At 59.1% G+C, this 21,523-nt stretch carries 18 protein-coding genes and 1 pseudogene; 6 read left to right on the top strand and 13 right to left on the bottom strand.

From position 1 onward, the window contains the following. Window positions 1-39: 39 nt before the first annotated feature. Both FIV35_RS19135 and FIV35_RS19130 read left to right on the top strand, forming a co-directional pair. Window positions 40-3,024 (top strand): sensor histidine kinase, encoded by a 2,985-nt coding sequence (locus tag FIV35_RS19135; RefSeq protein WP_231980914.1) that lies wholly within the window; start codon window positions 40-42, stop codon window positions 3,022-3,024. Then, complete coding sequence (locus FIV35_RS19130) at window positions 3,021-3,650, top strand: response regulator (RefSeq protein WP_034138291.1); 630 nt, start codon at window positions 3,021-3,023, stop codon at window positions 3,648-3,650. The genes FIV35_RS19135 and FIV35_RS19130 overlap by 4 nt, the downstream gene beginning before the upstream one ends. Before the next feature lie 12 nt (window positions 3,651-3,662). Here the strand turns inward: FIV35_RS19130 and FIV35_RS19125 are convergent, their stop codons facing one another. The 11 genes and pseudogenes from FIV35_RS19125 to FIV35_RS19075 all read right to left on the bottom strand — a co-directional run bounded on the left by FIV35_RS19125 (window position 3,663) and on the right by FIV35_RS19075 (window position 14,904). Beyond that, window positions 3,663-4,739 (bottom strand): protein-glutamate methylesterase/protein-glutamine glutaminase, encoded by a 1,077-nt coding sequence (locus tag FIV35_RS19125; protein WP_034138292.1) that lies wholly within the window; start codon window positions 4,737-4,739, stop codon window positions 3,663-3,665. Further along, window positions 4,739-5,248 (bottom strand): chemotaxis protein CheD, encoded by a 510-nt coding sequence (locus FIV35_RS19120; RefSeq protein ID WP_034138293.1) that lies wholly within the window; start codon window positions 5,246-5,248, stop codon window positions 4,739-4,741. The genes FIV35_RS19125 and FIV35_RS19120 overlap by 1 nt, the downstream gene beginning before the upstream one ends. A gap of 1 nt (window position 5,249) precedes the next feature. After that, window positions 5,250-6,053 (bottom strand): CheR family methyltransferase, encoded by an 804-nt coding sequence (locus FIV35_RS19115; protein ID WP_034138294.1) that lies wholly within the window; start codon window positions 6,051-6,053, stop codon window positions 5,250-5,252. Beyond that, a complete protein-coding gene (locus FIV35_RS19110; RefSeq protein WP_034138295.1) occupies window positions 6,050-6,574 on the bottom strand; it encodes a chemotaxis protein CheW in 525 nt (174 codons plus the stop codon). The genes FIV35_RS19115 and FIV35_RS19110 overlap by 4 nt, the downstream gene beginning before the upstream one ends. A gap of 73 nt (window positions 6,575-6,647) precedes the next feature. Next, window positions 6,648-7,160: a chemotaxis protein CheW gene (locus FIV35_RS19105; RefSeq protein WP_034138296.1), complete on the bottom strand. Its 513-nt coding sequence runs from the start codon at window positions 7,158-7,160 to the stop codon at window positions 6,648-6,650. A gap of 3 nt (window positions 7,161-7,163) precedes the next feature. Further along, on the bottom strand, window positions 7,164-9,554 hold the full coding sequence (locus FIV35_RS19100; RefSeq protein WP_034138297.1) for a methyl-accepting chemotaxis protein: 2,391 nt from the start codon (window positions 9,552-9,554) through the stop codon (window positions 7,164-7,166). Between the two features lie 22 nt (window positions 9,555-9,576). Next, window positions 9,577-11,706 carry a chemotaxis protein CheA gene (locus FIV35_RS19095; protein ID WP_034138298.1) on the bottom strand — a complete coding sequence of 710 codons (2,130 nt, stop codon included), beginning with the start codon at window positions 11,704-11,706 and terminating at the stop codon, window positions 9,577-9,579. A gap of 16 nt (window positions 11,707-11,722) precedes the next feature. Next, window positions 11,723-12,040: an STAS domain-containing protein gene (locus FIV35_RS19090; RefSeq protein ID WP_034138299.1), complete on the bottom strand. Its 318-nt coding sequence runs from the start codon at window positions 12,038-12,040 to the stop codon at window positions 11,723-11,725. 30 nt (window positions 12,041-12,070) lie between these two features. After that, window positions 12,071-12,439 (bottom strand): response regulator, encoded by a 369-nt coding sequence (locus FIV35_RS19085; protein WP_034138300.1) that lies wholly within the window; start codon window positions 12,437-12,439, stop codon window positions 12,071-12,073. 10 nt (window positions 12,440-12,449) lie between these two features. Further along, a pseudogene (locus FIV35_RS29935) lies at window positions 12,450-13,052 on the bottom strand (methyl-accepting chemotaxis protein); the annotation flags it as partial. 826 nt (window positions 13,053-13,878) lie between these two features. Further along, window positions 13,879-14,904 (bottom strand): LacI family DNA-binding transcriptional regulator, encoded by a 1,026-nt coding sequence (locus FIV35_RS19075; protein ID WP_034138301.1) that lies wholly within the window; start codon window positions 14,902-14,904, stop codon window positions 13,879-13,881. Between the two features lie 342 nt (window positions 14,905-15,246). Between FIV35_RS19075 and FIV35_RS19070 the strand changes: the two genes are divergently transcribed. From FIV35_RS19070 to FIV35_RS19060, 3 genes are all read left to right on the top strand, one after another. Next, complete coding sequence (locus FIV35_RS19070) at window positions 15,247-16,275, top strand: Gfo/Idh/MocA family oxidoreductase (protein ID WP_034138302.1); 1,029 nt, start codon at window positions 15,247-15,249, stop codon at window positions 16,273-16,275. Continuing rightward, entirely contained in the window at window positions 16,272-17,231 is a 960-nt protein-coding gene (locus FIV35_RS19065; protein WP_034138303.1) for a sugar phosphate isomerase/epimerase family protein, read from the top strand. The genes FIV35_RS19070 and FIV35_RS19065 overlap by 4 nt, the downstream gene beginning before the upstream one ends. Window positions 17,232-17,325: 94 nt before the next feature. Further along, window positions 17,326-18,744, top strand: coding sequence for a sugar porter family MFS transporter (locus tag FIV35_RS19060; RefSeq protein ID WP_052198961.1), 1,419 nt, complete (start codon window positions 17,326-17,328; stop codon window positions 18,742-18,744). Here the strand turns inward: FIV35_RS19060 and FIV35_RS29650 are convergent. Both FIV35_RS29650 and FIV35_RS19055 read right to left on the bottom strand, forming a co-directional pair. Continuing rightward, the gene (locus FIV35_RS29650; protein ID WP_156796365.1) at window positions 18,741-18,908 is read right to left on the bottom strand and encodes a hypothetical protein; all 168 of its coding nucleotides are present in this window, start codon (window positions 18,906-18,908) and stop codon (window positions 18,741-18,743) included. The genes FIV35_RS19060 and FIV35_RS29650 overlap by 4 nt on opposite strands. Window positions 18,909-18,949: 41 nt before the next feature. Then, window positions 18,950-20,272 carry a chloride channel protein gene (locus tag FIV35_RS19055; RefSeq protein ID WP_034138304.1) on the bottom strand — a complete coding sequence of 441 codons (1,323 nt, stop codon included), beginning with the start codon at window positions 20,270-20,272 and terminating at the stop codon, window positions 18,950-18,952. Window positions 20,273-20,501: 229 nt separating this feature from the next. Between FIV35_RS19055 and FIV35_RS19050 the strand changes: the two genes are divergently transcribed. Beyond that, window positions 20,502-21,455: a TAXI family TRAP transporter solute-binding subunit gene (locus FIV35_RS19050; protein ID WP_034138305.1), complete on the top strand. Its 954-nt coding sequence runs from the start codon at window positions 20,502-20,504 to the stop codon at window positions 21,453-21,455. Window positions 21,456-21,523: the final 68 nt, after the last annotated feature.

Below are 21,523 nucleotides of genomic sequence, written 5' to 3'. Positions count from 1 at the left end.
AGACCGGATAACCGGAGGATGGGGCGAATGGATTCAGCCATGGCTATAGCGACACCGCCCACGCAGGATGCCGACGATGTGGGGGTCCTGCTGCTGGATGCCCAGGGGGCACTGCTCGTCATGGATGACTGCGCCAGCGGATTGCTGGGGCTCAGCGAGAGCGTCGCCGCCCTTTTGCCCGCGCCCGCGTTGTTTGCGCTCAAGCCGCAGGCGTTTGAACAACACCTGACCCATGCGCGGCTTGAAGGCCGCTGGTCTTTCCAGAGCACCTCGGCCAGTGGCGGCGCCCTAAGCGTGACCGTTGACTACAAAGCGCAGCAAGCCACGTACCTGCTGAAAATCCGTCGCGCCGAAAACATCCACCTTGCCGAACAGGATTATCGCCTGGCGTTCGATTCTGCCGGCACTGGCCTGGCCTTGTTGCGAATGAGCGGTGAATGGATCGCGGCCAATCGTATGCTGTGTCAGATGCTGGGCTACACCGAAGAAGAACTGCGCGCCACCTCTTTCCAGGGTTTGACCCATCCAGACGACGCCGATATCAATAAGGATGAATTGCACAGGCTCATCCAGGGGCACCTCACGAGCCTGACGCTGGAAAAACGCTATATCCGCAGAGACGGCAGCACACTGTGGGCACGCCTTACCGTGGGCATCGCCCGTAACGCCGATGGAGAAGCGCTTTACTTCGTATCGCAGCTGGAAGACATCAGTGAACATCTCGCCTTGCGCCAGGCATTGTTCATTAACGAACAGAAGTACCTCTCACTGGCCAAAAGCTCACAGAACATCATCCTTCGCTACAACCGGCTCGGACAACAGATCTATGCCAATCCGGAGCTTGAACGCGCCCGAGGTTTTCCCAACACTCACATTACCGAACGCGCATCGACGCCCAATCAGCTCGACGAGTACTTTCGCACACAGGTAGAACTCACCCTATCAACCGGCGTAGCAAACACGTTTCTGCTGGAAAACACAGACGCGCATTTACGTCGGCCCATGGATTTCCTGTGCAATCTGACCCCGGAGCGTGACGAAACAGGCGAGCTGTGCGGGGTGCTGGTCACCGCCCAGGATATCAGTGCGTTGCGCCGGCAGGAGCGCGCCGAGAATGCGCGCTCGGCGATTTTCCAGAAGATGGTTACCCATGACTCGCTCCAGGAGGTGCTGCCCCTGCTCGGTGCCTACCTGGATATTCTGACACCCGAGTTTCACAACGCCATGGCGTTCAAGGCTGTCCCTGGCGACGACGTCCCTGGCGCCCCCCTTACGGATACGTCTTCGATTGCAACCTGTCTTGCCGAAGACCTCGTTCGACATCCGGAGCTGTTCGCACAGCATCGTTTGATCACCGATTTGAAAAGCGAGGCTTCAGACTTGGCTTTCAGCCGGCCCGCCTTGCAGGCCGGCTATCGAGGTTGTTGGGTTGAGCCGGTGGCCCATAAGAGCGGCGACACGATGGGCGTCATCCTGTTATTCGTCGGTAGTGACACCCCGCTGAGCGAGCAAGATCGCAAACACGCACAAATGGCCAGTCATATCGCTGCCATCGCCTGGGAGCGCTGCTCGGCCCATAGCCACCTGGCGCAAAGCCAACGCCGTTATCGCGAAGTCTTCGATCATTCCCAAGACATGCTTTGCCTGCTGGCCGTGGATGCCGACCAGCAACTCAGTTGCCTGGAGGCCAATCCAAAACTGTGCGAAATGCTCGCCAAGAGTCACTCGCAGATGATCGGGCAATCGCTGGGCCATTGCCTGGAAAAAGAAGCCGCCAGTATCGTCGAGGCCATCTGCCTGCACTGTATTGCCGTGGGCGCCCCCATCGAACTGGATGCACATCTGCCCTGCGGCCGGCGCTCACTCGTAGTCCATTTCAACCTGGTCCCGGTCGCCGATCCCACGGGGCGCTTGCATCGCTTGGTGTGTATTGCTCGCGACATTACCGACATCCTGGAAGCCCAGCGCAACGAACTGGCCCGGCAGCAGGAAATCGGCACGCTGGTGGAAAACTCCCCGGATGGTATTGCACGGCTGAGTCGAACGGCAGAACTGCTGTTCGTCAATCCCGCCCTGGAAGCCTGGCTGGATCGCCCGCAAATCGACTTGCTGCGCAAGGACCTGCTCGAAATTCTGCCGAAAAACCTGCAAAGCCAGTTATTCCACGCCGCAGTCATCGAAGCGGTGGAAAAAGGCCGGCCGTTGGAACATGAGTATGTGTTCAACGAGCAACATCGATTGCAGCGCGTCTATCACATCAGCCTCGTTCCCGAACAGGACATCCACGGCAAGATCTCTACCGTTCTGGCAGTCGTTCGCGATATATCCCAACTGCGCCTGGCCGAGACGCGCCTGGCATCGCTCAACAAGCAGCTGCGCCAATTGATGTCCAGCCGAGAAAGTGCACGGGAAGAGGAACGCAAGCTCATTGCGCAGGAGATCCACGATGAACTCGGACAGCATCTGACCGCCATACGCATGGGCACTTCGCTGCTGCGTTTCCAGTACGGCGAGCAACTGCCCCAGCTCAGCGAACAAGTGGCGCGTCTACTGCAATTGATCGACCAAACGGTGCAGGTGGTCAGGAACATTTCCACCAGCCTGCGCCCTTCCATCCTTAACATGGGCATCGTCGCGTCGTTGGAATGGCTGACCGACACGTTCAAGCAGCAATGGGGCATCGACTGCAACCTGCTGGTGCCTGCGCAAAAAGTCAGCTTGGACGATGCCAGCGCAACCGCCGCATTTCGCATCGCCCAGGAGTCGCTGACCAATATTGCCAGACACGCCGAAGCCACTCGGGTCGATATCAGGTTTGAGCAAAGCGAGCATGACTGGTCACTGGAAATCACTGACAACGGCAAGGGCTTCGAGCAGCGTGAACAATCATCCAAGACCCTTGGCTTGCTGGGCATGCGCGAACGGGGCCTGACCTTGGGCGGAACCACCACGGTATGCAGCGCCCCGGGCAGCGGCACAAGTGTCCAATTACGTGTACCCGCTTCAAGGAGTCAAGACTCATGATCCGTTTAATGGTGGCCGACGATCACACAATCATGCGCGAAGGCCTCAAGCAGTTGTTCGCCCTGGTCAAGGATATTTCCGTGGTGGCGGAAGCGGAGAACGGGGCCCGGGTCCTGGAGTTGTTGCGCCATACCGATATCGATGTGCTCTTGCTTGACATGACCATGCCGGGTTCGAGTGGCGAGGACCTGATTGGCCGTATCCACGGCCATTACCCCAAACTGCCGATGCTGATCCTGAGCATGCACAATGAAGCCCACATCGCCCAGCGCGCCCTACGCGCCGGTGCCTCAGGCTACATGACCAAGGACCGCGACCCGGAAGCGCTGCTGGCGGCGATCCGCAAGGTCAGCACCGGCGCACGTTACCTCGACCCGCAACTGGCCGAACAAATCGCACTGCAAAGCAGCGGTGTGACGTCCGAGAACGCATCGCAGAGCCTGACCTCGCGTGAATTCCAGATTCTGCGCATGCTGGCCCAAGGGCTGAGCGTGAACCAGATCGCCGAGCAACTGGTGATCAGCAACAAGACCGTCAGCACACACAAGACTCGGCTGATGGAAAAGATGTGCTTTACCACCAGTACGGACCTGGTGCGGTACGCCTTGAATGAAGGGCTGGTCTAAAGACGCCGCGGCTCAGGGCTGATGGCCGCGAACGTCAAGGATGGCGCAAGCAATCTGCTCCAGGGGCAGCTCACGCTCGACCGCTCCCAGCTTGAACGCCTCGCGCGGCATTCCATACACCACGCAGGACTTTTCATCCTGCCCCAAGGTCCTGGCGCCGGCATCGCGCATTTCCTTGAGGCCACGGGCGCCGTCGTCCCCCATGCCCGTCATGATGATGCCCAAGGCATTGCTGCCTGCGCTGCGCGCGACCGAACGGAACAGTACATCCACCGAGGGTCGATGTCGGCTGACAGGAGGCCCCTGCACAATATCTACCTGGTATTGGGCGCCACTGCGCTTGACCAGCATATGCGTGCCACCCGGTGCGATCAGCGCACGCCCGGGAATGATGCGATCACCTTGAGCCGCCTCGCGAACCTCGATCTCGCAAACGTGATTGAGGCGTTCGGCGAAGGCGGCGGTAAATTTTTCCGGCATGTGCTGCACCACAACAATGCCTGGACATGCCCGCGACAACCCTTGTAGGACCTGTTCAAGAGCCAGGGTGCCGCCAGTGGAAGTGCCGATGGCAACGATGCTTTCAGTCGCGCGGGTCATCGCTACGCACGCAGGGGGCAGAATCGAGTCGGCACTCAACCGTGGCGGTACGTCGACAGGCGCCCTGGCGCCCGCTACACACCGCATATTGGCCTTCGCCGCCGCCCTGACGGCCTGGACCAGTTCATCCGCGTTATCAGTCAGGAACTGTCGCAGGCTGGACTGTGGCTTAGTGACGATACTGACTGCACCGGCCGCCAATGCCTGCAACGTGGTCTTGGCGCCCTTCTCTGTCAGCGTCGAACAAATCACCACCGGCGTAGGCTTTTGCGCCATCAGTTTTTTCAGGAAGGTAATGCCGTCCATACGTGGCATCTCGACGTCCAGCACAATGACGTCAGGCCATTGTTTGCTCATCTTCTCCATGGCGTACACCGGATCGACGGCAACATCGATCACCTGGATTCCACTGGCCTGGTTCAGAACGGCGCTCAGCACCTGACGCACCACGGCCGAATCATCCACGATCAACACCTTGATATCCGTCATCAGACATTACTCTTGGGCGATTCGAATACTTTGCGTACCGAGTCGGCGTGATTGAGTTGAAGGCGTCCGGTGCTCACATCGAATAGCAAGTGGCGGTACCCCCGGCCACCGACGTGATAGACCCGGCATTGCAACCCATGGTCCTGGATCAGGCGCCTGGCGGCAGTGACGTTCTGTTGGCCAATCCCGATAGCGTCACCGCGCTTGACCCCGGGAAACATGTCAGCGCCGCCAAAAATACTCACCTCGAACTGCTCGGGCCGGGCTCCCGCCTGATGAATGCACTCGAACAGCAACATCAACGCATCCGTAGCGTAACGACCGTTCAAATGCCCGACGATGTGGCGCCCCCGACTGGGCAACATGAAATGACACATGCCGCCCAACAAGCGTTGCGGATGCCAAAACACCAGGGCAACGCAGGACCCGAGCACCGTACCTAAGCGCATCTGGCGCCCTCCAAACGCCACCTCGCCGGGTTGCAGGAAATATTCGACCACCCGCGTCATCTCAAGCAGCCGGCTTGCGATAGATCGAGGGTTTCACCAACTGCACTTCATCGCTGATGCCATTCAGGCTTTCCGAATGGCTCACGATGAAATAGCCGCCTGGCTTCAGGTGTTTGCTCAGGCGCTTCACCACCTCGGACTTGGTCTGGTTGTCAAAGTAGATCATCACGTTACGCAGGAAGATCACGTCGAACTGCCCCACCGAAGGCAACGCATTATTCAAGTTGATCGAAGTGAAGGTGATCCGTGACGCCAACGCGCGGTCGACCATGAAAATGCCATTGTTGCTGCCCACGCCCCTCAAGCAGTACTTGTTCAACAATGCTTCGGGAATACCGCGGATACCGTCCAGCGGGTAGCGTCCGCCTTGGGCCTTTTCCAACACCCGGCTACTGATATCGGAAGCGAGGATTTCCCATGGCCGGGTGCCCAGGCTGTCGGCCAGCACCATGGCCAGCGTGTAGGGTTCTTCTCCGGTGGAGCAGGCCCCACTCCAAATGCGCACCGGACCATTACCGCCAAGCCCGGGAAGAATCACGTCGCGCAGAAACTCGAAATGCCTGGGTTCGCGGAAAAAGTAGGTTTCGTTGGTGGTCAACAAGTCCACCGCTATTTGCAGCTCGGCCCGATCCTTCATCAGCAAACGGTAATAGCTGCCGTAGGTCGTCAAGTTGAAAAACTGCAGACGCTTGGCCAGGCGGCCACTGACCAGCTGTTTCTTGGCGACGGATAAGCTGATCCCGGCGATTTCATGAATCATTGACCGAAACTGCTGGAACTCGGTGTCGGAGAGGATGGTATTCATGCTTGCAACCCGTCCGTGTTGATGGTCGAAGCAAGCAGCGCTGGCCAGTCGTCGCTTCCGAGCATGTATTCGATATCGAGTAACAAGACGAAGCGGTCACTGAGCTTGCCAATCCCCACCACGAATTCGGGGCTCAGACGCCCCTGGAGTGACGGGGCCGGCTCGATCTGCTCGGCGGGTATCTCAAGTACCTCGCTGACGGCATCCACGATGATACCCACCAGACCTGTGCCGCCGCTGCCTTGGACCTCCAGCATAACGATACAGGTACGTGGGTTGGCCAAAGTCTGGACGCCGCCAAAACACAACCCCAGATCCAGCACCGGAATGGCCGCACCGCGCAGATTGATGATGCCGCGCACCTTCGGCGGCGCCATTGGCAATGGGGTAATCGGGCCGTATTCGACAATCTCCCGAACGCACAGGGTGCCTACCGCAAACATTTCCTGACCCACGCTGAAGGTCAAGTATTGTGGGGCGGCCGTTCCTGGGGCGGGCAAGCGCGACGCGGATATGGACATGGTTCACTCCTCGGGCCCCACCGCATCCGGCGGCCCTACACAAGACAACGTACGCACCCCGGGGCGCGACGACTCAATGCAACTGGCTGGCGATCTCACGAACACACAGCACCTGGTCGAGCTGAAGCACAGTCAGGAACGCCCCTCGGATCTTGACCATCCCTCGAATGAAGTCTTCACGGATCCGGTTTCCGATCGCTGGGGCGGCCTTGATGTCGGCCAGCTCGATTTCGATCACCTCGCTCACCGAGTCGACGACGATGCCCAGCACGTGGGATTCGTCTTCCTGGATCAGTTCCAGGATAACGACGCAGGTCCTGTTACTTTGCAGCGTGGCACCCTTGCCAAAGCGCGCCTGCAGATCGATCACCGGGACCACCGAACCACGCAGGTTGATCACCCCGCGGATAAAGTCCGGCATCATCGGTACGCTGGTCACCTGGCCGTATTCGATGATCTCGCGCACACACAAGGTATCGATTGCATAGACCTCCCGGGCGGACACGAACGTCAGAAACTGCAGGAATTGGCCGTCACACGCACGCTGCGGCGCCTGCTGGGGATGACTCAAGACGGCGGCGTCCATGTCTCAACTCCCGAAGCGAATAAAACCGCCTTCCTGAGCATGCTCACTGCTTTGCACGCTGCCCAGACTGGATGCGGCGGCCCGGGGTACGGCAGAAACCGCCGCCCGCCCCTGCAGGGTGAAAAAGCCCATCAACGCCTGCAACTGTTCGGCCTGGCTGCTCATTTCTTCGGCGGTAGCGGCCAGCTCTTCAGACGCCGAGGCGTTTTGCTGGGTGATCTGGCTCATCTGCGACATGGCGGTATTGATCTGCTCGGAGCCGATGGACTGCTCTTCGGAGGCAGCGGCAATCTCCTGGACCAAATCGGAAGTCTTGGTGATCGAGGGCACGATTTCATCCAACAAGTTGCCGGCCCGTTCAGCCAAGGCAACACTGCTTTTGGCCACATGCCCGATTTCCTGCGCCGCGACCTGGCTACGTTCGGCGAGCTTGCGCACCTCAGCGGCGACGACCGCGAAGCCCTTGCCATGTTCACCGGCACGGGCCGCTTCGATGGCCGCGTTGAGCGCGAGCAGGTTCGTCTGATAGGCAATCGAGTCGACGATGCCAATTTTCTCTGCGATGGTTTTCATGGCCGAGACGGTATCCTTCACGGCCTGCCCACCCTCACAGGCTTCTTTGCTCGCCTTGCCGGCCATGCCATCGGTCACCTTGGCGTTCTCGGTGTTTTGCGAAATCGACGCCGACATTTGCTCCATGGACGCCGAGGTTTCTTCAACCGACGTCGCCTGAATCGAAGCCGACTGACTGATGCTCTGGGCCGTGGCGGAAATCTCTTCCGAGGCGCTGGACAGCGAGTCGGCAGAACTGCGCACCTCGCCGATGATCTGCGAGAGCTTGGTCACCGTTTCGTTGACTGCGTTCTTCAGGTCTTGCAGGCTGCCTTGGTATTCGCCTTTGACGCTGCGGGTCAGGTCACCACCGGACAGAGCCACCATGACCTCCATCGCCTCGCTGAGTGGCGCCACGATCGAGTCCAGCGTGCTATTGATCCCTGCGACGATGCGGCGGAAGTCCCCTTGATGGCGAGTACTGTCCGCACGGGTATCGAGGCGGCCGACCACGGCATTCTCGCTGAGCATTTGGGTGTCTTCGATCAGCGCCTGGATGTTGCGGCGCAGTTGCTCGATGTTGTCGTTGATAAAGGCTTTTTTGCCGGGGAACTGCGCCAGGGGCGCCGACAGGTCGCCTTCACCGAAAGAACGTATGCACGCCATGGCCTGCTTTTTCACGCTGATGTGGCCATCGACCATGTCGTTGATGCCTTGGGCGATCTGACGGTACGAGCCGTGGAATCGCTGCACGTCGATATGCACATCGATGTCGCCTTTCTCATGCTCGTCCGACATGTGACGCATCTCTTCGATCAACGCCATGATGGTGCTGCGAAGCTGCTCGACGGTGTCGTTTATGAAAGCCTTCTTGCCAGGGAACGCCTGCAGCGGCGCTTGCAGATCGCCCTCGCTGATCGATTTGATGCAGGCCATGGCTTGCTTCTTGACGCTGATATGACCATTGACCATAGCGTTGATGCCTTGGGCCATCAGCCCATAGCTGCCAGCGAAGTTTGCCGCATTGATTTGCACGTCGATGTCGCCTTTGTCGTGCTCTGCGGACATATGGTTCATATCGCTGATCAACTGATTCAAGGTCCCGCTCAGGCGGTCCATGGAACCCATCAGTCCGGATCGCTCAACGCCATTGCCGCTGCCTTGCACATCCAGCTGACCAGCCACGAAGCGCTCGGCCAACAGGCGCACATCGTCGGGCTCGCCGCCCAAAGTGTGCAACAGCCGGCGTGCCAGGAAGAAGCCGATCAAGCCGATCACCACCAAAGTGGTGCCGCCAACCAAGGCAATGCTGTAGATCGCCGTCTGTTCGGTCGACGCCGCGACCGCTGCTTTTTTACTTCCCAGGTCCAGGTTGTGCTGGCGGATATCACTCAAGGCCGAGGTGACCTTTTCCCGTGTCACGTCCAGGTCGAGCAGCGCAGTGCGGGCCTCAGGCGCAGCACTGCGCAGAGCATTGTCGAAACGCTCCACTCCCCGGTTGTATTCGTTGACTGTGCTGCGCAAGGCGCTGAGCAGCGTTGCATCACGATCGTCGGAGATGAACTCTTTCTGGTAGCGATCAAGGGCCTGGAGCACCGAGTCCTTGTCATTTTGCTGGGGGCTACCGGCAGGTGCGGACAGGCTCTGCCATTGCCGGCTGTGGTTATCTGCAAGGGTCAGGGCCACCTGATCCAGCAATTGCAGGCTGGGCACGGTATTGAATTGCGCATAGCTGGCGGCGCTCCTGACCCCACCCATCAGATAAAGACTGAGACTGACCAGGATCAAGATCCCCAACAGAGCTGAGGCGACCAGCAGCGAGATATTTTTTTTGACGGTCATGATGCTGTACTCCGTGGAAACACTATTGAGTCAATTCAGGGCTGAGGGTCGTACCGTGCTTCTGCTGGCTGGCGACTTGCCCGAGTAGTTTGGGTATATCCAGGATCAACGCGACTGCTCCGCTCCCCAGGATGGTGAAGCCGCCCAGTCCATGGGCTGTACCGAAAATCTTGCCCAACGGCTTGATCACCGTCTGGAACTCACCCAGCAATTGGTCGACGACCAGGCCCACCCGCATCCCCGCGTAATGCACCACCACGACGTTCTCACGGCCGGGGTTAGCCCCATCGATGGCGAACATCTCGCGCAGGCGCAAAACGGGAAGCACCGCGCCCCGCAGGTCGAGGAATTCTTGATTGCCGTAGTCGTCGCTCGACAGTTCGATGCACTCCTCGACCAGGTCCAGCGGCACGACATAGGAGGCATTGCCGACCCCGATCAAAAAGCCATCGATGATGGCCAGCGTCAGCGGCAGGCGGATACGCACCGTGGTGCCCACGCCCTCCTCGCTTTCCAGGCTGACCGAGCCTCGCAGGGCGACGATGTTCCGTTTGACGACATCCATCCCCACGCCGCGCCCGGACAGGTTGCTGACCTGGTCGGCCGTGGAGAAACCGGGTTCGAAAATCAGGTTGAGAATCTCGCCGTCAGCCAACGGTTGCCCTTCGGCTACCAGGCCGCGCTCTATCGCCTTGGCCAGGATGCGTTGCTTGTTCAGGCCTCCACCGTCGTCGCTGACTTCAATAACGATGCTATTGGCCTCGTGATAGGCATTGAGGCGAACCGTCCCCTGCTCCGGCTTGCCGCGTTCACGACGCAGTTGGGCGGCTTCGATGCCGTGGTCCATGGCGTTGCGCACCAGGTGGGTCAGGGGATCGCCGATGCGCTCGACCACCGTCTTGTCCAGCTCGGTCTCAGCGCCAAGGACCTGCAGGGCAATGTCCTTGCCCAGTTCTTTGGAGACATCGCGCACCACCCGCTGGAAGCGATTGAACGTGCCACCGATCTGCACCATTCGCAGGGTCAGGGCGCAGTCGCGCACCTCCTCGACAAGACGCGAGAGCGAACTTGTCGCTTCGATCAGCTCGCCGATGCCGCTTTGGATGGCCCCCAGATTGGCGCCGGCGCCGGCGATGATCAGCTCGCCCACCAGGTTGATCAGTTGATCCAGCTTGCCGGCATCGACACGAATCAGATTGCCTTCGGCCGAACGCGGCTCTTTCGCCCCACGGTTTTTGGTCACGTCATCGCGAGCCGCCAGGTCCGGCACCACGGAGGCCGCTGCAACGGTCGTCGGCGCGCCAGAAGACGAACCGGCCAGCCATTGCTCACGAGTCACCGAACCACACGCAATAAAGGCCTCGACCATGGCATCGGGCTCGGCTTCGAGACGGCCGATCAACGCCCGTAGACCGGTTAAGTCGACGTCGCACGGCAACACGCAGATCTGGCTGCCCTCACGAACAAAGTCGAAGGCCCCTTCAATGGTGGCCTGGCCGGCGTCACTGACAAACCCCAGTTCAAACCCCAGGTAACAGGTTTCCGGATCCATCGCCGCGATATCCGGCAGCCCCTCGGTAATGCACACCACGGCACTGATTTTCCCGAAGCTGTTGAGGTAGCGCAGCAACGACAGCGGATCCATACCGTTACGCAAAGCGTCGGGACACAGGCGAAGGGACAGATGCCAACGCGTAGCGCAAGCCAATTGCGGCGGTTCGATCTGCACCAGGGACGTCTGCGGTTCGTGACGGTTGTCCAGGTAACGGTTGAGACGCTCGACCAACGCCGCGCCCTGCTGCTCGTGCTCTGCGGTCATACCGTGCAGGTCGCCGTGGCTGGCAAGCAACTCAATAAGCGTGCACAAGTGGTCCCGCACTTCGAGGAACAACGCACTCAGCGATTCGTCCACCCGCAGTTCATTGCCGCGCACCCGATCCAGGACGCTTTCCGCCACATGGGTAAAGGCAACGATCGGCGTTAAGCCAAACAGGCCGGCAGAACCTTTGATGGTGTGGGCGACGCGAAACAACGCGTTGATGGTGTCGGTATCATCCGGCGCCTGTTCGATCTGCAGCAGCGCGTCTTCCATCAAGAGCAATAGCTCCTGGCTTTCGGCGATGAACGTCTGTAGCACGTCGTCCAGATTCATGGGCGAACTCATGGTTTCAACCTCTCTGGTGACGAGGCGTGGCCGACTCGTCGAATAAGCTGTACAGCCCGCTCATGTCCAGTGCGTCGAGTACCGCCGTGCTGGGGTTGCTCAGCAGCAGGCTGGAACCGTGGCGCAGTGACGCCTGCTTGATCAGTACCAACAGCTGGAGCCCGGCGGTGTCGATTTCGTCCACCCCACCCAGATCCAGTTCCACTTCCTGCGCCAAGGGAAACAGCTCCAGCAACAGGTCTTTACGCTCAGCGGCGGTGTATATGGTCAGCGGCCCTTCGAGAACCAGAATCCGACGCAGACAAGCCGTGGTATTTGTCATGACAACCTCCTTTCCAGGGGCTCTGGGCGCCTAAGGCATGATCAGTTTGGAGACGGCACCGAGCATCTGGGCCGGCTGGAAGGGCTTGATAATCCAAGCCTTGGCACCGACGGCTTGGCCCTGTTGTTTCATGGCCTCCCCGGTTTCGGTGGTCAGCATGATCACGGGCGTGAACTTGTAGGGCGCCAGCAGTTTGGCGGCTTTGATAAAACTCAGGCCGTCCATGTTGGGCATGTTCACGTCACTGACAATCAGGTGGATCTTGCGACCGTCAAGCTTGGTTAGGGCATCGCGGCCGTCCACACCTTCGATGACCTCGTATCCGGCGCCCTTCAAGGTGATGCTCACCACTTGGCGAATGGAGGCAGAGTCATCGACAATCAGGATGGTTTTGCTCATGGGAAACTCCCTAGAAAAAAGTGATCTCGGATGAAGGACTGCTCGCCACAGGCTTGCCGTGATGAATCGCGTGCTGTTCTGGCATCGTGTAGGTGCTTGCCAATTGCTCAAGCCAGGTATCGGCGATGATCGGCGCAGGCGCAGCGCCAGCGAGGGCCAGTTGCTGGCGTTCGGCGATATGCGCATGCAGCTTGCAAAGATCGTTATTGACCAGGGAAAGCATCTGGCCCACCCGATCCTGGAACTGCAGGGCAACCAGTACCCCCGAGATCTCGGTGGCAACGCTTTCGCTTTGCTGCTGAAGACTGCTGCTGGTGTCGACGATGGCCTGGGCGTTATGCCGGAAGTGCTCGATCACCTGGGACACCAGGTGCTCTGACTGAGCCAAGGTGTGGGAATCCTGCTGCGCCTGATGCCGGGAAAGCTCGACGGTGCGGGAGATGGCAGCATTGACGGTGTTCACCGTTTCGCTGATTTTCTGCCCCGTCTCCCCGGACAAACTGGACAGCTTGCGCACTTCATCCGCCACCACCGCGAAGCCGCGTCCGGCATCCCCCGCCCGCGCGGCTTCAATAGCGGCGTTGAGCGCCAGCAAATTGGTCTGTTGGGCAATATCACCGACAAAGTTGGCCATTTCCTGCAACTGCGAAGTGAAATCAGAGAGGAGCAAGATCTCCTTGAGCTCCGACTCCTTGCGCAAAAGCGCATCGCGCAGCGCAACCATGATTGAATCCAGGTCCCGCTGACCCACTTCCAGGATTTCCAGCAACCGCGTTCCCGAATTCTGGCCTGCGCCTTGGGAAGCGGACGCACTGATGTCTCCCGACAACGTCGCAAAGCGGTTGCTCAGCTTGAGGATCGACTCCTCGCTGAGGATGCGCGCCGCTTCGATCTGGTGACTCCAGATCGGCAGAACCTGCGCGCACACCTCGCCCAGCCCTTCATAGGCTGAAATGGCCGGCGGCAGGTGACCTGGCTGATCGTCTTGCCGGGCGTGGGAACGGCTGCCCACTAAACGCTTGTTCCACAGGCCCATGAACAGCGAGCCCAACAGCACACCAGCGCAACTGACCGCACTGCGTAGGGTGAAGTCCGCGTTGATCACAATCGCGGCGCAACCGAGCACTGCGGTCAAACCTGCCGGCAGTAGCATCAAGATCAGGGGGGAGGAAATTACCTGTCCTTTCACCTTCATCTCTCCAGTTCAGTGCGGATCCGGCGGGACCCGGCGCGCGACATCCGCCCTTGGGATGCCCGGTTTTGTTGATCTGAAGAGATGATGGCCAAGTAATGGCGACGGAACTATCAGAGCATCCTGATTTACACCTAAGGATTGCAGTTACACAGTAGGAAAATCCCTACGCGCCCACAGGGCCCGAGCTGGCTGCTGTTCGATCTAATGGGACGTTCGACGGCGCGGCCGAAGGCTAACAGCGCACTCAAGGACCACAGTTATATCGAGTGTGAATCAAGATTTGTGTCGAAGGTGGCGTTGTCGCCGCGCCTTCAATCGCGCCGCGTATCCAACGCACCGCGGCGGCCGTCTCGCCGACGAAATCATGGGAGATCACGTAATCCATGACGCCGGCCTCCAGCAGTGCTCGCGTATGAACCGTAAGCTCATGACCGACGAAAAAAGGCCGATCCTCAGTCGCAAGCGTCTCTATCGCCTGAGCAACGCCTCGGTTGGCGCCGGCCACGTTGTAGATGGCTGCCGGGTGGTCATGCTTGGAAAAATAACGCTTCAATTGTTCAGTGGTGGTCTGAGGGCGATCGTCGGACATCACTCGTTCGTCGATTTTCAGATACGGAAACTCGGAGCGCAGCACCCTACGAAACCCCATCTCTCGCTCTTGCTGGCAGCGAAACGGCACGCTGGTCACCAGCAGGATCTTCGCCGGTTCTTTAGGTAGTGCGTTGCCTATCAGCAACCCGGCGACACTGCCCGCGGCGTATTGATCATTCCCCACGTAAGCACTGCGCCCGGAGTTAGGAAGATCGGTGGTCAGGCACACAACGGGAATACCGAGGCTGCGCAGTTTGCGGATCGCTCGGTTGATCGCCGGATGCTCGCGCGATACGACGATCACACCATCGGCCGAGACGCCCTCGGCCTGAACCTGATCCGCAAAAGAGGCGGGATCGACCTGGTTAGTCGGTACATAGTAGCCATGCACGACGACGCCAGGGGTCGAAGCATTCACCAGCGTCTCGGCGTCGGCCAACGTAGCATTGAAGGTTTCGCCCGAGTCGCAAAATAGCTTGATCTGCAACGTTGCCATGCCGTCAGCCAGATCTTTCTTTAGCTTATCCAGCGCCGCCAGCACTTTCAGACGGGTGTTTTCCCGTACGCCGGGGCGGTTGTTCAGTACACGATCGACGGTCGCTGCCCCAACCCGGGCCACCTTGGCGACCTGTTGAACCGTGGGGCCCTTCCATAAGCGCGACGAAGTTTGTGTGGTCATCTATAGCCCGCCCTTTTTTGATGTTTTTTACACCATATCACCGCCCTGGCCAGTGTGTTCAAGCGCAAGTACGGCTATCAACGCATTTTCGAATTTGAGGTGATTCACATCATAAAGCGCCTTTGGTGCTCCTTGATGATTGCTTTTGCGGTGCTAATAATCGCGGCATAACAAACACAACAAACCGTCAGGATCGCCCCCATGAATAACTCGCCTCATCGGTTGGTTTCGACCGCCACGGCTGCGCCGCTTTTGCCCCACCGTCCATCTCCTTTCCCAATCAACCCATGCGCGAGTTCGACGCTGCGTTGATGACTGTCGCCCATTGATAGGTAGTTGAATATGAGCATACGAATCGCCGTTATCGGCGCCGGAATTATGGGGGAAGACCACGCCCGCATCATCGCCCAAGACCTTCCGGGCGCCACTTTGCATGTGGTGTGCGATGCGTCGTCAGAACGAGCCAAGCTTATCGCTGACCGCTACGGCGCCGCGGACGTATCCACTGATCCGCTGTTCACGCTTTCAAGGTCCGATGTCGATGCAATTATCATCGCCAGCCCGGACGAAACTCATGCGGGCCTGACCATGGCAGCCATCGAGGCCGGGAAACCGGCACTGTGTGAAAAGCCGCTGTCTCAAAGCCCGGACCAGTGCCTGGCCGTGATCGACAGAGAGATGTCCCAGGGTCGCCACTTCGTGCAACTGGGCTTCATGCGCCGGTTTGATCCTTCGTACAGGGAAATGAAAAACGCCTTGAGCGACGGCGTGATAGGTCGGGCGGTGATGATGCACAACTTCCACCGCAACGTAGAAGCCCCCGCCAACTTCAGCGGGCAAATGGCAATCAGTAACTCCGCGCCGCATGAATTCGATGTGGCGCGTCACGTGCTCGACACCGAATACGTGGCTATTTCAGTGTTCCAACCCGCCCACACGTCCAAGGACGGCGTCGGTGCTCCGGTATTCATGGTGCTGGAAACCCGTGAAGGCCAACTGGTGAACATCGAAATCAACAACAACGCCCATTATGGGTACGACGTACGTGGCGAGCTGGTGGGCGAGCAAGGTTCCGTGCAACTGGCCACACCGGTACATGCTCGCTTCAACACCCGTCTTCAGGGGTTTGAAAAGTATGCCGCCGATTGGCGGCCGCGTTTCGCCGACGCCTATCGCCTGCAAAACAAAGCATTCGTGGAATTTATCAATACAGGCATTTTCCCTGCCTTTGCCGCGAATGCCTGGGATGGCTATTGCGCAGCCGTGGTCGCCCAAGCAGGCATCGAGGCACTCAATCAGCGGCGCCGGGTGGTTTTGCCCACGCTGCAAGCCCCCCCCTTCTATCAGCCGCACGAGGGCGCTACATCATGAAACTGGGATTCGTCACCGATAGCCTCGGTAACCTGCCACTGCGCGAGATGCTCAAGCAGGCTGAACGCCTGGAAGTATCGGGCCTGGAAATCAACACCGGCGGATGGTCGACCGCGCCACACTTTAACCTTGCACAGATGCTCGCCAGTGCCGACGACCGCAAGGCACTCAAACGCAGCTTCCAGGAGCACAACCTGGAAATCATTTCCCTCAACGCCAACGGCAACCCTCTGCACCCCACGCAACCTGAACAAGGCCAATGCCTGCGGGACACCCTACGCGTAGCCGGGGAACTGGGCATCAAGACTGTCTGCACCATGTCTGGATTACCGGAAGGTCGGGCCGGCGACAGCATGCCGAACTGGGTGGTTGCCTCATGGCCTCCGGAAACCCAGACAATGCTGCGCTACCAATGGGAAGAACGCCTGCTGCCCTTCTGGAGCGAGATGGCCGATCTGGCCAAGGAAAATGGTGTGGAGCGTATCGCTCTGGAATTGCACGGTAACCAGTGTGTCTACAACGTCCGTTCGCTGCTGAGGCTGCGCAACGCAATCGGCCCGGTGCTGGGCGCCAACCTGGACCCTTCTCACCTGTTCTGGATGGGCGCTGATCCGCTGGTAGCCGCCGAGGCACTGGGCGACGCCATCTACCATGTGCATGCCAAAGATACCTTGCTTAACACGCCGGTCCAGGCCGTGGACTCACTTTTGGAAAATGGCTCATTGATGGATATCTCATCCCGTAGCTGGTCCTACATCACGCTCGGGTTCGGCCACGGCGAGCAATGGTGGAGGCAGTTCTGCTATCGCCTGAAAATGGCTGGCTACGATGGCTGGCTATCGATCGAGCATGAGGACGTTTTGCTCAACAGCCTCGAGGGTTTGGAAAAGTCCGTAAGACTGCTCAAGAGCGTCATGCCAGTTGCCGCCAGCGACTTCAAACCCCAGTCCATCTGAATCGCAGCGCGAGAAAACCCATGTAATTCCCTATTCGATCGCTCACCGCAACGGCGAGTGAGCACCCCAATGAGTTTCAGTCAGGAATATCACAATGACAATTAATTCCTACGGAAATACGGCGGACACTTCAGTCGCCTATGCAAGCCCTCAAAAACGCCAGGCACAGCGTTACCTGCAAAAAGTGACATGGATCGCCACGTTTGGCGGCCTGCTGTTCGGCTTCGATACCGGCGTCATCAATGGCGCCCTGCTCTACATGAAAGATGACCTGGGGCTGACGCCTTTTACCGAAGGCTTGGTCGCCAGTGCCTTGTTGATCGGCGCCATGCTGGGGGCGCTGTGCAGCGGTCGCTTATCGGACCTCAAGGGCCGGCGCCGTATCATTTTGTTCCTCGCCGTGCTGTTTTTTCTTGGCGCATTGGCGTGTGCCCTGGCGCCCACGCTCAATTTCATGGTGGCCGCCCGCTTTACCCTGGGGTTAGCGGTGGGCGGCGCATCGGTGGTGGTGCCGGCATACCTCGCAGAGATGGCTCCGTCCAGCATTCGCGGGCGCATCATTACCCGTAACGAATTGATGATCGTCACCGGGCAATTCCTGGCTTTCACCACCAACGCCACCCTGGGCAATGTGTTCGGCGATCTCGATGGTGTTTGGCGCTGGATGCTTGCCTTGGCCACGCTGCCAGCCGTAGCACTCTGGTTGGGAATGCTCTACATGCCCGAAAGCCCGCGCTGGCTGGCAACCAAAGGCCGCTTCAGAGAGGGCCTGGAAATCCTGAAACTGGTACGGGAAGAGTACTATGCCAAGGCTGAAATGGAGGCCATCACCCAGCAGATCAGCAACGAACGATTCATCAAGAAAGGTGGCTGGCGCGACCTGTCTCAGAAAGGCGCGCGACGCATATTTTTGATTGGCATCGGTATTGCGGTGACATCGCAACTGACCGGCGTCAATTCGATCATGTACTTCGGCACCCAGATCCTTACGGAAGCCGGCCTGGAACAGCGGAGTGCACTGATCGCCAACGTCGTAAACGGCATCATCTCGATTGGCGCAACGTTCGTGGGCATTGCTCTGCTGGACCGCGTGGGCCGTCGCCCCATGATGCTGCTCGGTTTCACCGGCACCACATTGTCTTTACTGTTGATTGGCCTGGTTTCAGTTTTTGTCGACCCCTCCGTGACCCGCGCCATGCTTATCCTCGCAGCCATGGCGATGTTCCTGGCCTGCATGCAAGGGCTGATCGGGCCTGCCTTTTGGGTACTTTTGGCAGAGATTTTCCCCATGCGCATCCGCGGCGGATGTATGGGTATGGCGATCGCTGCGTTCTGGTTGACCAACGTGATGATAGGCATGTTCTTTCCATCTCTGGTGGCAACGCTCGGGATCGGCCAAACCTTCTTTGTATTCGTGGGCGCAGGGCTGCTGTCCCTGACCTTCGTCGCGGTATGGGTCCCGGAGACACGCGGCAGCACGCTCGAAGAGATTGAGCAGCGGTTGTATGGCTAGCCGGGGATGGCGCGGGCCTGTTGGAAGTCGATCTGCGCCTCATGAAGGCCCTTGTAAGCCTGGCGCAGATAAACCCGGCGATGTTCAGTGCTGCCCGTACCCAGCACGCAGAATGGCTGCGCAAGCGCGCGACCATTGCGCTTGGACTGGACGAGGACCGGCACAAACTCAGGCAGCGGCGCGACCGCTGCTGTACTGAGCCCCTCTACGAACTGGCTTTTTGCGCAGCGGCGCCACTGCTCTCCGATTGCAAAAAGCCACGTGCCAGTTGCTGATACAGTTCGGGCCCCATCCTGGCGCTGACCGCTTTGGCAATCAGCGCGACCGCCATCAGACTGATGACCATGCCATGGCTGTCGATCATCTCCATGACGATGATTGCAGAGGTGATCGGCGACTGCGTGACCGCTGCCAGAAACCCCACCATGCACAATGCAATGATGGGCTGTGCCGCCAAGGCGAAGTAGTCGGCGACATTGGCCCCGACAGCGGCGCCTACCGCCAAAGAGGGGGCAAAAATACCGCCAGGGATGCCGGAAAAGTAAGTCACTACGGTCGCAAGAAAACGCGTAATAGGCGCGTGCCAGGGTAAACCAACATCGGAAACGATGATTTGGGAGGTGATCCCGTAACCGCTGCCATAGGACATCCCCCCACTGAGCCAACCAAGCACCGCCACGATCAAGCCGCAGCCCCCTGCGAACCAGACAGGATGCAGCCGGCGCCATTCCCAGACGACAAAACGACGATGACGCTGTGGCCACAGGAGCATCCGACTGAACAAGCCGCCCATAAGGCCACAGCCAATACCTATCGCCAGTACCGGAACAACGATATCGAGATTGGCCTCTTGCACGTCGAAGTGCCCGAAATAGTTGTAGTTGCCCTGCAAGGCAATCGCGACCATCCCCGACAAAATAATAGTGCTGAGCAACACCCCACTGGTGCGCGTTTCCAACTTGCGCCCCAGTTCCTCCACCGCAAAGGCCACGCCCGCCAAGGGGGTGTTGAAGGCGGCGGCAATACCCGCTGCGCCGCCCGCCAGGATAAGGTCTTCAGCGCGAATGATTCGTGCATTGGGCAGATAGCGGTGAAAGCAATGCATGATTGAGGCGGCGACTTGCACCGAGGGGCCTTCACGGCCGGCTGAAAAGCCTCCCGTCAGGGCCAGAGTTCCAAGGCCAATCTTGGCGAAAGCCAAACGCAACGACACCAACTTATCCACGGGTTTGCCTTGGTGCGCCAACCGCGTGGCCGCGATCACCTGGGGAATGCCGCTGCCTTGGGCCCCTGCAAAAAATCGCGAGGTCATCCACACCACAAACATGCCGATCAGCGGCGTATAGATAAACGGCAGCCAGGGCCGCTCGGCAGCCTGTTGGGCGAACTGCATCAGCGCCAGGTCAGCCAGCCGGGCAAACATCACAACCAGCAATCCGGCGAGGGTAGCAGCGGCCCAGAGCGTCACTCGAGTGCGCCACCGGATAGAGGCAAAGCGGCGACGTATCAGCAATATCGGTTTGATCACCCGAGCGGATTCCCGTTGTGAGACTCAATAAAATGTAATAACGAGAATAACGGGTTAAACCGTCAGGTCCAACCGGCAGTCAGCTAACCATGGCCCCCGCCTGACCGCTCCTCGACAGCCTCAGCCAGTCATTCTGATACAGAGTATGACCGTCCGTCGCCATTGCCGTGATCAATCAACTACAGTTGAGTCGCTCTGAATAAAAACAAAACAAGCCGGAGAGATTCCCATGCTGGTAAAGAACCGCTTCATTCTGTTGGCAACTGCTGCAGCCCTGGCACTGACCACCACGACACAGGCAGCCCCTGTATTCATCAACGTTCTGACCGGCGGCACCAGCGGGGTGTATTACCCCATCGGGGTCGGCCTCTCACAGATCTACAACGAAGGCATCCCCGGCGTGAAGACTTCGGTTCAGGCCACCAAGGCCTCCGTGGAGAACCTGAACCTGCTGCAATCGGGTCGAGGCGAGTTGGCGCTGGCGTTGGGCGACTCGGTGGCGGATGCGAAGAACGGCGTCGAGGAAGCGGGCTTCAGTAAACCACTGACCAAGTTGCGCGCTATTGCCGGCGCGTACCCCAACTACATTCAAATCGTGGCCAGCAAAGAGTCGGGGATCAAGACACTGGCGGACCTTAAAGGCAAGACCATCTCGGTCGGCGCGCCGAAATCGGGGACCGAGTTGAACGCACGGGCGATTTTCAAGGCGGCGGGCCTGACCTATGCAGATATGGGCAAGGTGCAATACCTGCCGTTTGCCGAGTCGGTGGAGCTCATCAAGAACCGGCAGTTGGATGCCACGCTACAGTCCTCCGGGCTGGGTATGGCTGCCATCCGTGACTTGTCATCGGTGATGCCGCTGAACTATGTGGCCATCCCTGCGGACGTGGTGGCGAACATCGGCAACGCGGCCTATCACAGCGCGATGATTCCAGCCGACACCTATGACGGCCAACCTGACCCAGTGCCGACGGTTGCCATCACCAACATTCTGGTGACCCGCTCGGACGTGCCCGATGAGTTGGCGTACCAGATGACAAAGTTGTTGTTCGAAAACCTCTCGCGTCTGGGCAACGCTCATTCGGCAGCCAAGGACATCACCCTGGAAAACGCCACCAAGAACCTGCCGATTGCGCTGCATCCGGGCGCCGAACGCTACTACACCGAAAAAGGCGCGCTCTAGCCACGAGCGATGCTCGGCGCAGCGCATCGCTGCGCCAACGTTCCGCCCTTTTTCCATGCAGTGAGGCA

The organism is Pseudomonas rhodesiae (genome assembly GCF_007858255.1).
Lineage (GTDB): Bacteria > Pseudomonadota > Gammaproteobacteria > Pseudomonadales > Pseudomonadaceae > Aquipseudomonas > Aquipseudomonas rhodesiae.
This window is presented reverse-complemented; position numbering and strand designations above follow the sequence as displayed.